6 protein-coding genes and 1 rRNA gene are annotated in these 16,160 nt (G+C 62.8%); all 7 read left to right on the top strand.

All coding sequences use genetic code 11. The features are described 5' to 3' along the window. Window positions 1–3: 3 nt before the first annotated feature. On the top strand, window positions 4–1,743 hold the full coding sequence (locus tag FE782_RS13640) for an ABC transporter ATP-binding protein (RefSeq protein WP_138194687.1): 1,740 nt from the start codon (window positions 4–6) through the stop codon (window positions 1,741–1,743). Further along, a complete protein-coding gene (locus FE782_RS13635; protein WP_202914530.1) occupies window positions 1,736–3,613 on the top strand; it encodes an ABC transporter ATP-binding protein in 1,878 nt (625 codons plus the stop codon). Before FE782_RS13640 ends, FE782_RS13635 begins: the two co-directional genes overlap by 8 nt. A gap of 317 nt (window positions 3,614–3,930) precedes the next feature. After that, window positions 3,931–4,932 (top strand): acrylyl-CoA reductase family protein, encoded by a 1,002-nt coding sequence (locus tag FE782_RS13630; protein ID WP_138194686.1) that lies wholly within the window; start codon window positions 3,931–3,933, stop codon window positions 4,930–4,932. 141 nt (window positions 4,933–5,073) lie between these two features. Then, window positions 5,074–5,847 (top strand): tetratricopeptide repeat protein, encoded by a 774-nt coding sequence (locus FE782_RS13625; RefSeq protein WP_138194684.1) that lies wholly within the window; start codon window positions 5,074–5,076, stop codon window positions 5,845–5,847. 62 nt (window positions 5,848–5,909) lie between these two features. Beyond that, window positions 5,910–7,790, top strand: a complete 1,881-nt coding sequence (gene htpG / locus FE782_RS13620; RefSeq protein WP_138194683.1) for a molecular chaperone HtpG — start codon at window positions 5,910–5,912, stop codon at window positions 7,788–7,790. 203 nt (window positions 7,791–7,993) lie between these two features. Next, complete coding sequence (locus tag FE782_RS13615) at window positions 7,994–15,736, top strand: S-layer homology domain-containing protein (RefSeq protein ID WP_138194681.1); 7,743 nt, start codon at window positions 7,994–7,996, stop codon at window positions 15,734–15,736. A 340-nt stretch (window positions 15,737–16,076) separates the two neighbouring features. Then, window positions 16,077–16,160 (top strand): 16S ribosomal RNA (locus FE782_RS13610); the annotation flags it as partial.

Here is a 16,160-nt window from a genome sequence, read left to right as displayed (position 1 = left end):
CGGATGCCAAGCGGAAAATATATTAAGAAGTATTGGAAGGGCTTTCTTTTGGCGATTTTCTTCCTGACGCTCGAGGCGGCGGCGGACCTCATGATGCCGACGCTGCTGGCCGACATCATCGACCGCGGCATCGCGAACGGGGACATGGATTACGTGCTCCGCATCGGCGGGCTCATGCTGCTCATCACGGCGGGCGGCGCGATCGCGGCCAGCCTTCGGAACGTGCTCGCCGTCTACGTGTCGCAGAAATTCGGCGCGGAGCTGCGGAGCGACCTGTTTCGGAAAATTCAATCGCTGTCGTTCGCGAACATCGACAAGTTCGAGCGCGCGTCGCTCATTACCCGCATGACGAACGACATCACGCTCGTACAGAACTTCGTCGGCGGCCTGATGCGCATCTTCGTCAAGGCGCCGCTGCTCGGCATCGGGGCGCTCATCCTCGCGATCCGGCTCAACCCGGAGCTGTCGACCATCTTCGCGGTCGTCGTGCCGATCGTCGCCGCGCTCGTCGCCTTCAATATGAAGGTCGGCTTCTCCCGGTTTTTGAAAGTGCAGCAGTCGCTCGACCGCGTGAACGCGGCGGTGCGCGAATATCTCGCCGGTGTGAGGGTCGTCAAGGCGTTCAACCGGTTCGGCTTCGAGGTCGAGAAGTTCGGGGCGACGAACGAGGAGCAGCGGCAGCGCTCGACGAGCGCGATGCGAGCCATGGCCGTCTTCAATCCGGCGATCATGCTGACGGTCAACCTGGGCGTCGTCGCGATTCTTTGGATCGGCGGCCGGTGGATGGAGTCGGGCGCCATGCAGAGCGGCGAAGTGGGCGAGCTCGTCGCGTTCATTAACTATATGACGCAGATGCTCTTTTCGCTCATGATGGTGTCGATGGTGTTCGCCATGTTCGTGCGGGCTCGCGCTTCCGCGATCCGGATCGGCGAGGTGTTCGCCCAGACGAACGACATGACGTGGAAGACGGACGCGGCGCCGAAGAGCAAGGAAGGGAGAATCGAATTTCAAGGCGTCGACTTCGCGTACGGCGAGGCGCCGGGCTCTCCCGTGCTGAAGAACGTCAGCTTCGCGTGCGAGCCGGGGGAAACCGTCGGCATCATCGGCTCCACCGGTTCGGGGAAGAGCACCTTGGTCGGGCTCATCCCGCGCTTCTACGACGCGACCGGCGGGCGGGTGCTCGTCGACGGCGTCGACGCGAAGGACGTCGATCCGGCGGCGCTGCGTGAGTCGATCGCGATCGTGCCGCAGAAGAGCGTGCTGTTTTCCGGCACGATTCTCGATAACATCCGGTGGGGCGACGAAAATGCTCTAGAAGCCGACGTCGAACGCGCGGCCAAGATGGCGGAAGCGCACGAGTTCATCGCGCGCTTGCCGGAGGGCTACCGTTCGCGGCTCGGGCAGCGCGGCGTCAACCTGTCCGGCGGCCAGAAGCAGCGCGTCTCGATCGCGCGGGCGCTCGTGAAGAAGCCGCGCATCTTAATCTTGGACGACTGCACGAGCGCTGTGGACACCGCCACAGAATCGCGAATCAAGGAATCGCTGAAGGCGTACGCGAAAGGGATGACGTGCCTCCTGATCGCGCAGCGGATCAGCTCGGTCATGGACGCCGACAAGATCGTCGTACTGGACCTCGGCGAGGTCGTCGGCGTCGGCACGCATGACGAGCTCATGCAGACATGCCGCGTCTACCAAGAAATCTATCGATCGCAAGTCGGGAAGGAGGTGCGGAGCCATGTCTGAGTCGGATCGCAAGAATCGCGAGAACGCCGGAGGCGCGGGCGGTCCGCCGCCGGGACCTCCCATGCCGGGCCGTCCGGGCGGTTTCGGCCCTCCGGGCCGGGGGCCGGTCGTCAAGCCGAAGCAGTTCCAAGCGACGATGAAGCGGCTGTGGTCGTACTTCGGCAAGGAACGCGCCGGGCTTGCGCTGATCGCGGTCTTCGTCGCGTTGAGCGCGGCGATCGGCGTCGCCGGCCCTTACTTGATCGGGGTCGGCGTCGACGCGATCGCGGACGGCGACATGGGCCTGCTGCCCGTCGTCATCGTCGCCTTGACCGCGGCTTACGTCGGCGAAGGCGCGCTGTCGTTCCTGCAAGGCTGGATGATGGCGGGCTTATCGCAGCGCGTCGTCGCGGGTCTGCGGGCGTCGCTGTTCGCGAAGCTGCAGAAGCTGCCGCTCGGCTTCTTCGACTCCCGCTCGCACGGCGAAGTGATGAGCCGACTGACGAACGACCTCGACAACGTCAGCACGACGATCTCGCAGTCGACCGTGCAGCTGATGTCCGGTTCGCTAGCCATTCTCGGCTCGCTCATTATGATGCTCGTGCTCAGCCCGCTTCTGACGTTGGCCGCCCTCGTGACCGTGCCGCTCGTCTTCTTGCTGGCGCGCACGATCACGAAACGCACGAGCGTGCTGTTCAAAGACCAGCAGGCGCACCTCGGCGCGCTCAACGGCCATATCGAAGAGACGATCACCGGACAACAGATCGTGAAGGCGTTCAATCACGAGGAGAAGTCGATCGAGCAGTTCGAGACCGTAAACGTCAAGCTGTACGACGCCGCCGTCAAGGCGCAGGTATGGTCCGGCTTCATGATGCCGCTGCTGAGCGTCATCAACAACATCGGCTTCGCCGCGATCGCGTTGACGGGCGGCTTGCTGGCGGTGAAGGGCTCGATCACGGTCGGCGTTATCGCGAGCTTCGTCGGGTACTCGCGGCAGTTCGTCCGTCCGCTGAACGAGCTGGCGCAGACGTATAACGTGCTGCAGGCGGGCGTCGCCGGCGCGGAGCGGGCGTTCGAGGTGCTCGACGAGAAGGAGGAAGCCCCGGACGCGCCCGACGCGGTCGAGCTGCGGAGGCCGGAAGGGAAGGTCGTCTTCGAGAACGTCAGCTTCGGTTACCGCGCCGACGTTCCGATTTTGCGGAACGTCAGCTTCGAAGCGCCGGAGCGAAGCGCGACGGCGCTCGTCGGGCCGACCGGCGCGGGCAAGACGACGATCGTCAACCTGGTCACCCGGTTCTACGATCCGACCGGCGGGCGCATTCTGCTCGACGGCCGAGACATCCGGGAGTATACCCGCGACAGCTTGCGCCGAGCGTTCGGCATCGTGCTGCAGGACACGTATTTGTTCTCCGGCACCGTCAAGGACAACATCAAATACGGCAAGCCGGACGCAACGGACGAAGAGGTCGTAGCGGCGGCGCGGGCGGCGAACGCGGACGTGTTCATCCGCCGGCTGCCGCAAGGCTACGACACCGTCCTGACCGAAAACGGCGGCAACATCAGCCAGGGGCAGCGGCAGCTGCTCGCGATCGCGCGCGTCGTTCTGGCGCAGCCGTCGATCTTGATTCTCGACGAGGCGACGAGCAGCATCGACACGCGCACGGAGCTGCACATTCAGGAAGCGCTGCTGAACGTCATGCGGGATCGAACCAGCTTCGTCATCGCGCATCGGTTGAACACGATCCGCGACGCGGACACGATCATGGTCATCGATCGCGGCGAGGTGGCCGAGCGAGGCGACCACGACGCATTGATGAGGCGAGAAGGCACGTATTACCAGATGTTTTACAATCAATTCCGCAATTTACAAGCCGCGGGGGAGGAAGGGTGACGATGTCGCCCTTCTTTTTTTGGCGCTTCTCTTGGTCTCAGCTCCCCGCAATCCCTTCGTTGAGCTCGCTCAGCTGTCCGCGCCTTGCTGTGCGCCTCGGGCCAAGTATTCCTCGCAGTTCCTTCTCCCCGAATTCCCTTGGCTCAGCTGTAAGATGAGGGGGCGAAAGAAGTGAAGGCGGTCACCCCTCACACGGCGATTCCGGTGCCAAGTCGTGTGCGGATGAATAGCGAGGGGAGAGGGCGTTTGTTAGAATGGTTGCAACAAGATTACCCTCGCGTAAACCATTCTTATTAACGATCGGAGGAAACTGAGATATGGAGAAGTATCGAGCGTTCGCGGCGCGCAAGACGGCGGACGGCTTCTCGGCCGGGTTCGAGCAACGCAAAATGGAGGAAATGCCGGAGGGAGAAGTGACGGTTCGCGTCGCGTACTCGAGCGTGAATTACAAGGACGGGCTGGCGGCGACGGCGAACGGCAAGGTCGTGGCGGCGTATCCGCGGACGCTCGGCATCGACCTTGCGGGCGTCGTCGTGCAATCTAGCGCGCCGCGCTTCCGCGAAGGCGACAGCGTCGTTGCGACCGGCTACGGGCTCGGCGTCTCGCACGACGGCGGCTTCGCGGAGCTGGCCCGGCTGCCGGCCGACTGGCTCGTGCCGCTGCCGGAGAGTCTGTCGCCGAAGGAGGCGATGGCGCTCGGCACGGCCGGCTTTACGGCGGCGCTGTCGCTCCGGCGGCTCGAGGACAACGGCCTGCGGCCCGACCGCGGTCCGGTGCTCGTCACCGGCGCGTCGGGGGGCGTCGGCGGCATCGCCGTCGCGTTGCTCGCGCGGGCGGGGTACGAGGTGACGGCGAGCACGGGACGAGCGTCGGAGCGCGACTACCTGACCCGTCTCGGCGCGACCGACGTTATCGACCGCGCCGCGCTCGCGCCGGAGAAGCCGTCCCCGCTGCTCAAGCAGCGGTTCGCGGCGGCGATCGATCCGGTCGGCGGCGAAGGGCTGCGCCATGTGCTAGGTTCCCTGCAATACGGCGGATCGGCCGCCGTCAGCGGCATGGCCGGCGGCGGCGAGTGGCAAGCGTCCGTCTTTCCGTTCATCCTGCGGGGCGTCAACCTGCTCGGCATCGACTCGGTCGCGTGTCCGATGGAGACGCGGCTCGAGCTGTGGCGCGCGATGGCGGACGAGTGGAAGCCGGCCGGACTTCTGACGGACATCGCGCAGGAGATCGGCTTCGACGAGCTGCCTGAGCGGCTCGCGGACATCCTCCGCGGTACGATTCGCGGCCGGACTGTCGTGCGGATCGGCGGGGACGCATAGGCGCCGCAGTCGCAATATTCGGGGCGGCGGCGCCGATGTCGACGAAGCGGGTCCCGCCGCAACGGCGGCTTAGGCGATCTCGGAGGGATCGGCTATAATAGAAGGCGACACTTCCGATCCGAAAGCGAGGAATCTTGCCTTATGCCGCCAGTTCAAGCCGTTATTCTACTCGTTATTTTCGTCCTGCTTCTTGCCGCCTTCTATGCGCTCAGACCGACCTGGTACGCCGGGCGGGGCAATGCGGAACTTATGAAGGGGAACGCCGAGAAGGCTCTGCGCCTGTTCGAGAAGAGCGCGAATCTCCCCAACGCGAAGCCGCCGCAAGCGATCGGCTACGCGTACCTGCTCATGAAGGCCGGCGACCCGGTCAAGGCGGAACGCGTGCTGGAGGAGGCGCTGCCGAAGACGAAGCCCGGCATCCCGCGCATGCAGGGGCAGCTGAACCTGGCGACCGCGCTATGGCTGCAGGGCAAGCGGGACGAAGCCGTCGCGCTGCTGGAAGAAGTACATAAGGAATACAAGAATACGACCGTGTACGCGAATCTCGGTTATTTCAAGCTGCTGCGGGGCGATCTCGAGGAAGCGCTCGCGATCAATCGAGAGGCGCAGGAGTACAACGACAGCGACGTTTCGATTTTGGACAACCTCGCGCAGACGTACTATATGCTCGGACGATACGAGGAAGCCGCCCAGTGGTACGAGAAGACGATCGAGAAGAAGCCGAAGCACGCCGAATCTTACTATTATTACGCGCTGACGCTGCAGAAGCTCGGCAAGCCGGAGGAAGCGCTGGAGCAAGCGCGCGCCGCCGCAGGCAAGCCGCTGTCGCTCGTCACGCCGTGCACGAGAGAAGCGGTGGACGGACTCGCGGTTGACATGGAAAAATCGAGTATGTTATATAAAAAGGAGAATTAGCACTCAGTTCAATAGAGTGCTAATCATTACGCGGCAGAATCGATGTGGAGGGAACCGAACGGATGGCTAAGAAGCAGTTTAAGGCGGAATCCAAGCGTCTGTTGGAGATGATGATCAACTCCATCTATACGCAGAAAGAGATTTTCCTAAGAGAATTGATCTCCAACGCCAGCGACGCGATCGACAAGATTTATTACAAGGCTCTTTCGGACGACTCGCTGACGTTCAACCAAGAGGATTACTACATTAAGATAACGCCGGACAAGGACAATCGCACGCTGACGATTTCGGATACCGGCATCGGCATGACGAAAGAAGACCTCGAGAACAACCTCGGCGTCATCGCGAAGAGCGGATCGTTGGCCTTCAAGCAGGAGAACGAACTGAAAGACGGCCACAACATTATCGGTCAATTCGGCGTAGGCTTCTACTCGGCGTTCATGGTCGCGGACGAGGTGACGGTGACGAGCCGCGCGCTCGGCAGCGACGAGGCGTATGTGTGGAATTCCAAAGGCGCCGACGGCTATACGGTCGAACCCGGAACGAAGGCGACGGTCGGCACGGACATCGTGCTGAAGATCAAGCCGAACACCGAGGACGACAATTACGACGAGTTCCTCGAGACGTACCGCCTGCAAAACATCGTTAAGAAGTACTCCGACTTCATTCGCTACCCGATCAAGATGGACGTCACGCGCAGCAAGAAGAAGGAAGGCGCGGAGAACGAATGGGAAGACGTTACGGAGGAGCAGACCGTCAACAGCCAAGTGCCGATCTGGCGCAAGAACAAGAACGAGCTGAAGGACGAAGACTACGAGAACTTCTACTTCGAGAAGCGCTACGGCTTCGACAAGCCGATCAAGCATCTGCACGTCAGCGCCGACGGCGCGGTCGTGTATAACGCAATCCTTTTCATCCCGGGCCAGACGCCGTTCGATTACTACACCAAGGAATACGAAAAGGGTCTCGAGCTCTACTCCAACGGCGTGCTCATCATGAACAAGTGCGGCGACCTGCTGCCGGACTACTTCAGCTTCGTGAAGGGCATGGTCGACTCGGAAGACTTGTCGCTCAACATCTCCCGCGAGATGCTGCAGCACGACCGCCAGCTGAAGCTGATCGCGAAGAACATCAAGAACAAAATCAAGAGCGCGCTCCTCTCCCTCTTGAAGGACGAGCGCGAGAAGTACGAGGAGTTCTACAAGGCGTTCGGCCGTCAGCTGAAGTTCGGCGCGTACAGCGACTACGGCGCGCATAAGGACGACCTGCAGGATCTGCTGATGTTCCACTCCTCGAAGGAGAAGAAGCTCGTAACGCTCGACGAATACGTCTCCCGCATGCCGGAAGATCAGAAGTTCATCTATTACGCGACGGGCGATTCCATCGAGCGCATCGAGAAGCTGCCGCAGGCGGAGCTCGTGACGGACAAGGGCTACGAGCTGCTGTACTTCACGGAGGAGATCGACGAGTTCGCGATCAAGATGCTCCAGAAGTACAAGGACAAGGAGTTCAAGTCGGTATCGAGCGGCGATCTCGGCATCGAGCCGGACGCGAGCGAAGACGCGGCGAAGGAAACGGACGAAGCGAAGGAGCTGTTCGAGTACATGCAAGGCCTCTTGTCCGACAAGGTCAAGAAGGTGAAGGCGTCGAAGCGGCTGAAGTCCCATCCGGTGTGCCTCTCCACGGAAGGCGAAATTACGATCGAGATGGAGAAGGTGCTGAACGCGATGCCGAACGGCGGACAGAACGTCCAAGCCGAGAAGGTGCTCGAAATCAATATGAACCATCCCGTGTACGCTTCGTTGAAAGCCGCGCACGCGAACGACAAGGAGAAGCTGAACCTGTACACGAACCTGCTCTACAACCAGGCGCTCCTGATCGAAGGGCTGCCGGTGCAGGATCCGGTCGCGTTCACGAACGATATTTGCAAAGTTATGGTATAAGCGGGAAGAGGAAGACCGATGGGGCGATAGTCGCCCTATCGGTCTTTTTTTGTTGAGACTATCGCTCTATAGCGACTCCTTCTTTGGTCTTCTATGACTACAGTCGTGACAAACCGTCACGATTGTCATAGGGGAGCTCTCGTTAGAATGAACGTAGTTTACGGTTTCTTACGAGGAACGAGGAACGAGGAGGAGCTTGCCACGTGAAGCGAAGAATACGCAAGACGATATGGGCCGCGGTCATCGCGTCCGTCCTGGCGACGTCGACGGCGCCCGCCGTACCGATTCGAGCGGGCGACGAACCACCGGCGCCGCCGCCCGAGACGGTCGCGCAGCTGCTCGGCGAGATCGAGACGCCGGCGCTCTCGGACGGGACGCTGTCCGCGCCGGCGCTCGAGCCGATGCCGAGCGCGGTCGCGTTTTCCGAAGTCGAGATTCGGGGGACGGCGCCGCTGGAGTCGACGGTCCGGATTTACTACCGCAAGGACGGCGCCGTTCAAGAGAGCGGCAGCGTCTACGTCACCGAAGCGGTGTACGGCGACATCGGCTCGTTCGAAACGGGAGCGTCGTTATGGAGCGGGACCGGGGTGTACGAATTCTATGCGACGGCGGAGAAGGATGGACTGACGAGTCCGGCGTCCGCGTCGCAGTTCGTGGAATTCGACGAGACGAAGCCGATGGAGCCGGAGTCCAAGGGGTGGACCAACCCCGCGTACGATCAGATTTTGCTTCAGTGGGATTCGCCGTATGAGCGGGAACCGAATCCGGACGGCTCGTATTCGCGGGATTCGACCGTGGATCGGTACGAGGTGTTCCGAGACGGCGCGAAGCTAGGGGAGACTCGGGATTTATTTTACTTGGACGCCGGCTTGCCGGAGACCGGATTGTTCCAGTACGAGATCTATGCGGTCGACCGGGCCGGCAATCGAAGCGAACAGTCCATGCGCATGCGGGCCGGGACGTTCCACCGCTACTCGGCAGAGGCGGCGTCGGTACCGGAGCACGCCGGATACAATCAGGGCATCTATTCTCCGATGTTGAACAAGGCCGGCACGAAAGCGGCATTCATTGCGCGTCTGTACACGCTGCCGGATGCGACGACGTCGAACAGCTTATATGGCGTCTATACGTACGATGTTTTGGAAGAGGACCCGGCGAAGCGCTACAAGCGGATCGGGAGCCTGCCTCAAAACTTATCCGACCCGCGCCAGTATGTGCAAGACGGACTGTACGCGATGTCCGGAGACGGACGGTTCGTCGCGTACGCGACCCGGGTGATGTTGGTCACCAATCCGGACCTGTATATTTACGACGGAACGACCGGATACTCCGATACCGTATTGCCGGTGTGGGCGGTCGATCCGAGGCATCTGGCGATGAGCGACGACGGGGAGTGGCTCGTCTTCGAGAGCGATTCGAATAAGATCGTAGAGGAAGACGACAACGAGCATACCGACATCTTCTTATATCATCGACCGACGAAGACGGTGAAGCTGATCAGCAAGACGAACGAAGGCGATATCGCGAACGACTTCAGCTCGTCGCCCGCGATCAGCGGCGACGGCCGGTACGCGGCGTTCCTGACGTCGGCTTCGAATATGCCGGGCTGGCAGGACGATGCGGTTCGCCGCTTGTACGTGTACGATACCCGCACGAACGCGCTGGAATATGTTCCGGTGCCGTTCGGGGACGATGAGCTCGTCAGCGCGATGCACGTTTCGCTGTCCCAGGACGGTCAAACGATCGCGCTGCAAGGGGGCGTCGGGTACCGGGACATTCGCGTATACGTCCACGACCGACGGTCGGGAACGACGGAATCGATCGCCTCTCATCTCGGTCAAGGCTTGAATCTAGGGCTCGGGGAGCCGCAGATCAGCGCGGACGGCAGATACGTCGCCTTCTCGTATTACAATCGAACGCCGGGAAGTCCGAGCACGCAGCCGTTCGATTCGGACCGCGGTTCGATTCGGTACGACCGCGTCGCGGAGGAGTGGACGTATATCGGTAACCGAGCGAAATCGGTAACCGCCCCGTTCCTGAGCGGCGACGGCAGCCGGGCGGCGTTCCTCATGGGCGAAGGCGAAGGCAGCAGCATTCATATCGCCTGCTTCGAAGGGCCGTGCACCGACGCGGAGCAGCCGGAATCGCAGCTTTCGACGGTCGCCTGGTCGCATCCGAACCGGATCGGCGGGCAGCTCCCGCTGGGCGCGAGCGTCGCGATTCTGGCGTTCGGCACGCCCGGCCTCGAAGCGCAGGCCGTCGTCCGGTACGCATCGTCGTCGGAAGGCGAGAAGACCGCGACGCTGCCGATGACGGAGGACGCGTCGCAGCCCGGCGTCTACCGTGCGGCGTTCGCGCCGCCGGAAGGAGCGACGGACGTCTTGGCGATTCGCGCCGAACAGGTCGGAGCGCCCGAAGTATCGGCCGAGGCGGACCCGTCCGGCTTCCCGCTGAAGATCGCGGGGGAGGCGACGGTGAAGCTGACGGGCGCTTACGCTGGTCAGATGAAGGGAAGCTGGGTGCGGCTCAAGAGCAAAAGCGAAAACCTTCGATACGAGGGCGGGGTTCGCCTCGGCGAAACCCCGGAAGCGACGATTCCGCTGCCGGGACCTGCCGTCTACGCGATCGAATTGATCGACGCTCGGGGCGTGACGCTCCGCGAGCGGGCGGAGATCGAAGTGAAGAGCGGCGGACGCGCCGAGGCGGCTTTGTCGCCGAAGCCTTCCGCAACGCTCGCGGTGAAGCTGACGACGCCGGGCGAAGAAGAGATCAAAGATGCCGCGATCAAGTTTTACGACGCGAACGGCAAGCGTCTCGAGACGGCTCGATGGGAAGCTGATTACGGCTACCGGATGCGCGCCGCGCGGTACGCCGAGGAGGACATCATCGTTCGGTTCGACGTTCCGGCGGCTTACGAGACGCCTGAGGAACGGCGCGTGACGCTGACGCCCGGGGCGAATGAGCTCGCCGTATCGGCGGCGCTGCGGCCGGACGGCGCCGTTCGCGGCGTCGTTACCGATCAGAGCGGGCAGCCAGTGGCCGGCGCGACCGTGTATCTCGTTTTGAAAAACAGCATCGAGAATAAGGTCGAAACCGACGCGCAGGGCGCTTATGTTCTGAGGGGACCGAGCGGCGATTATACGCTCCGCGTCGAGAAGAAAGGACCGCCGTCGTACCAGATGGCGACGAGTCCCGTCGCGATTCGCATCGGCGAAGGGACGGACCTCGAGCAGCCGCTGCGGGTCACGGACCGAGGAAGTGGATACCTTACGATTCATCTCCAATATACGCCGCTAGACGAAGCGTCCAGACGGCTGCCGGTGGACGACTGGCGCCAAGCCGTCGATTACGGCATTACGGCGACAGGGGGGAAAGAAGGGGTCTATGCCAATGCTTGGATCGGCGGCAACAACCGGATTCCACTCGAAGCGTCCCCTGGAGATGTGCTTAACGTATGCTCGAAAGGGTTGTTCGACGATTACTCCCGCGTATGCACGACTGCGGCGTTGGACGACAATCGCAACGGCACGGCGAGGCTGGAGCTGACGGAGAGAGGGCGGATCGTCGGACGAATCGACGGGGTGACGGACTTCGCGAATCTGACCGGAACGGTATATCGTCGGACAGGGAGCGCTTGGAGTTATGTCGGACCCTTGCAGTTCCAAGCCGGCGGAACGTATTCCTTCCGACTCTCGCAAGCAGGAGAGTTCCGAGTGGATTTCACGGAACGCGCTCGGGCCGGCGGCTATAAGCGGGTAACCCGCGAGGTCACGGTCGAAGAAGGCAAGATCGTCGAAATTCCGTCGATCGCGATTCCTGCGCAGACCTTCGCGTTCTTCGGGAGGGATGGCAACGCGCTGCATGCGAAGAACGAAGTATCGCCGGGCGAAATCGTCACGCTGCGCGGCAGCTACCGGCTCGATGCGAGCCAGAACGCCGCCGAAGCGAGCCTCGTCCTCGACGTCCCGGCCGGCGCGACGCTGCAGGAGGACAGCGTCGTCTGGAACGGCGCCGTCGTCTCGCCGGCGAAGCAGTCCGACGGGCGGTACCTCGTGCCGATCGGGGCGGTCGACCGGCAGCGTCCGGGCTCCGTAACGTACCGGCTGAAGCTGGCGGCGTCGTTCGCGACGCGGGCGGAGGCGCGGCTTGGCATGAGCTTCCGGCTAGCGAACGAGACGGAGCCTCGGGAGGAGACGGTCGGCAGCGTCTTCCTGACGCCCGTCGCCGTCACGCTGGAAGCGCCGCGACTGTCCGCTTCGCAGGATATCTACGTCAGCGGACGGGCGCCGGCCGGCAGCCAAGTGACGATCTTCGCCGACCGGGAGACGGTCGGCGTCGCGGAGGCGTCGCCGGGCGGTTTCTGGGGGACGACGGTGTCGCTGCCGACGAAGCCGGAGTCGGCGATCTGGCGGGAGAGCCCGGTCTACGGGCTCCAGGCGAAGGTCGCCGCGGAAGGCGGCACGCTGCAATCCGAGATCGTCCGGGTGTCCGTCGACGAAACGCATGCGGTCGTCGAGGGCGTGACGATGCAGCAATCCGACGGGCGGGTCGTGACGCTCGATCCGTCGAAGGGCGTCTCGAAGTTTCCGTACGTGATCGTGCCGGGCATGCCGTTGTTTCTGGACGCGGAAATCAACGAAGCCGACCGCGTCTCGAACGTGACCTTCTGGGTCGGCGACACGCCGATTCCGGCGAGGCGGACAGGGCAGACGAAAGAATTCAGCGGCTACCTCATCCCGAATCACTCGCTGAAGACGGGAATCTACGTCACGTACGACGTCGCGCCGAAGCCGGTCGAGGCGAGAATGCCTCCGACGGCGGAGCAGTGGAGCAAATACGGCCGAAGCGAGATGACGGGCGGCTTCGCGGATACGACGTTCGCTCGGGCGACCGAAGCGGAGACGGCGGAGGCGTTCGGAACGGGGGCGGCCGACGGCTTCTTCCATTCCCCGGCGTTCAAGATGACATTCCCGGACGGGTCAATCGCCTACGCGCGTCTCTCGCTCAAGGGCATCGAAGGGCCGACTTCGTCATATACGAACTTTACCGTGGAGAAAAATCCGGCCGCGGGAGCGGTGACCTTCTCCAGCATCGTCCCGACGAGCGCGATGACGCGGGAGGCGCAGCTCGCCTTCAAGTCGTTCGCCGCCGAAGCGAAGCTCGCGGGGGACCAGATCAACACGGATCATGTCATGAACGTGATGAGCTTCGTCTCGCCGGAGAGCAAGCTGACAGGCGTCTTGGGTCACTTGAACGCGGCCAAAGGGTACGTGGAGGACGCCCTCGACTTCACCGATTACGCGGATCAGCTGCTCGACTTCCAGAACCAAGTCATCAACAGCGAATGTCACGCGCCCTCGGTCAACCATTATATTAAGGAGACCGAGCGCATTTTCGAACGGGCGCATGAGATGCTGGTCTTGAAACAAATTACCGCCGGACTCGGCTTGGTGGCGGGCGTCGTAACGGCCGGGGTCGGAGGACTCGTCTTTGCGAGCGCCCTGACGATTCTAGGCGATTCGGCGAAAGCGACGTGGCAGGAGGATCTCGATTACCTCAAGAAAGACTTCGAGGAAAATAAGAAGTGGCGCGACGATATGGCCGCGGCCGGTGCGATCGATCGCTGCAAGGAGCCTCCGGAGGACGAAGACGATAAGCCGAAGAACGAGGATAAAGTGGCCGATCCGGTCTGGATTTGGGACCCGAGCGGATACGTGTACGAAGCCGTCGCGTCGAATCGTCTGGAAGGCGTGAAAGCTACGATCCTGTATCAAGATCCGCAGGACGGTTCGTGGAGCCCGTGGGACGCGGATTGGTACGGTCAAGCGAATCCGCTCTATACGGACGCGAACGGGAAGTACGGCTGGGATGTGCCCGAAGGCAAGTGGAAGGTGTTGTACGAAAAGGACGGCTACCTCCCGGCGGAGAGCGAGGAGCTGACGGTGCTGCCGCCGCATTTCGACGTCAACATTCCGATGACGTCGCTCGAGACGCCGCGGGTCGAAGAGCTGCTCGCTTATGCGAACGGCGCCTTGCTGACGTTCAGCAAGCCGATGCTCGTCGATTCGTTCGAGCCGGGGGACGTCGCTCTCGCCAAGGGCGGAGAGAACGTTCCCGGCGTCCTGGTTCCGGTAGACGCCGAGGAAACGGCCGACGGCCGGGAAGTCGCCCGGACGTTCCGCTTCCAAGCGGCTTTGGAAGTCGGCACCGCGTACACGGTCCGGGTATCCGCGAAGCCGGTAAGCTACGCCTCCGTCGCGATGGAGACGGCGTACGAGGGCACGGTCGCTGCGTCGGGACCGCTGACGGTTCAGGCGCCGGAAGCCGTCTCCGGCCGTAAGGAGCTGCTTATACGGTGGAAGGAGACGGGAGTGACGGCGGCGGACCGCATTCGGGTATACTGGAAAGCCTCCGCAGACGCTTCGTTTACGCAGCAGCAAAGCGTGGAGGTGCCGGTCGGCGTTCGGTTCGCGGCGATCACCGGCCTGCAGTCGGGCGCGGCGTACGAGGTGAAGATCGCGATCAATCCGACTGGCGAAGATTCGAACGGCGCGATCGTCCGCGGCGCGACCGTCGACGAGCCGGAGCTCGTGATGGACGCGGCGCCGCCGGCGCCGGCCGGCTCGCCCCGCGCGACGAACGTGGGCATCGATCGGGCGGACCTCGTCTGGACGGATCCGGCGGACGCCGACTTCCGAAGCCTCATCGTCGCTTGGCGCAAGGTCGGCGACGCCGCGTATTCGGAGCCGACGTATATCGAGAAGGGCGTCGGGAGGGCGGAGCTTCGATCGCTCCAGCCTTCGACGGACTACGAGGCGACGCTCGTGTCGGCGGATACGTATTGGAACGTGTCAGACGCGGCGGTCGTGCAGTTCCGAACTGCGGGTCCGAGCGGAGACGGGGGCGGTTCATCCGGTAACCCGTCGCCTCCACCGTCTCCGCCTCCGCCGACGAACGCGGTCGACGAAGAGGAAGCGACGTTCGGTCCGGCGACGACGGCGTGGAGCGGCTTCGATGGGAACGTCGAGCTGCGGTTCGCCGCAGGGACGTTCGACGCGGAGCGGAAGCTGAAGGCGGGCCGCCTCGCGCTTGAGTCGCTTGCATTGCCCGAGCGCGTCGCGGGCTACAGCGACGCTTACCGGCTTGACGTCGGATCGATGGCCGCGACGGGGCAGCCGTTCGGGCTGTCGCTGAAGTACGATGCTGCAGCGGCTGCGGACATCGATCCGCGGAAGCTAGGTATCTACCGCTTGGAGGGCGGTACATGGCGATATGTCGGCGGCGTACTCGATTCGAAGAAGACGACGCTATCGGTAGAGCTGACGACGTTCGGCGTCTACGCTGTCATGTCGACCGAGAAGACGTTCGCCGATCTGTCCGGCCACTGGTCGCGGCGAGACGTCGAGGCGCTCGCCTCTCGCTTCGTCGTCGACGGCTTCGAGGACGGCTCGTTCCGGCCGGAGCAGCCGCTGACGCGGGCGCAGTTCGGCAAGCTCCTCGTGGAAGCGTTGGTCCGCCGCGAAGACGGCGACGCCGAACCGGACGCCGTCCCGACGTTCGTCGACGTCCCCGCCGGGGCATGGCACTACGACGCCATCGCCCGCGCCGCGGCGCTCGGGCTCGTGAAGGGCAGCGACGGCCGCTTCCGGCCGGACGACGCGGTAACGCGCGAGGAGATGGCCGTGCTCATCGTCCGGGCGCTAGGGCTGGAATCGCAAGCGAAGTCGACAGCCGATCGACTCGCGCGCGAGGGCAGCGTCGGCGCGTTCCGCGACGGAGCGGATATCGCCGCTTGGGCGATCGGCGCCGTCGAGCTCGCCCGCGAGCTCGGCTTGATGAACGGAATGGGCGACGGCGCATTCTCCCCGGCGTCGGCGTCGACGAGGGCGCAAGGGGCCGCGATGATTCTGAGGTTGATGGAGCGGCGCGGCGACATCGGGCAATAGACGATGGTTGAGGGCTGCTTCCGAAGCGGATCGTTCGCTTCGGGGGCGGCCCGTTTTATTTCCTAGGGCTATGACGGAAATATTTAGCGGTTGTGGCGGGCTGTCCGCGGTGTTATATTATGAATCCGCCGCAAGCACGGAGGACATCATCGAGACTGTTATGAATTACCAGTTGAAATGAGACGAACGAATGTGGTACATTAGTCTTCCGGCCGCGAGAGCGAGTCGGACAAGCAACACCGAGTAAGACAAGCTTGCTCCTTGAAAACTGAACATGAGCGCATATGCTTTTTAAAGAAATAAAGCTAGCTTGTAATGAGCACAGCATATTGAACTACCCTTTTTGGAGAGTTTGATCCTGGCTCAGGACGAACGCTGGCGGCGTGCCTAATACATGCAAGTCGAGCGGATCTTGTCCTTCGGG

The sequence above is a fragment of the Paenibacillus antri genome, from assembly GCF_005765165.1.
In the GTDB taxonomy this organism is placed as follows: domain Bacteria; phylum Bacillota; class Bacilli; order Paenibacillales; family YIM-B00363; genus Paenibacillus_AE; species Paenibacillus_AE antri.
The sequence above is the reverse complement of the archived record's forward strand: the minus strand, read 5'-3'. Positions and strand labels throughout refer to the sequence as shown.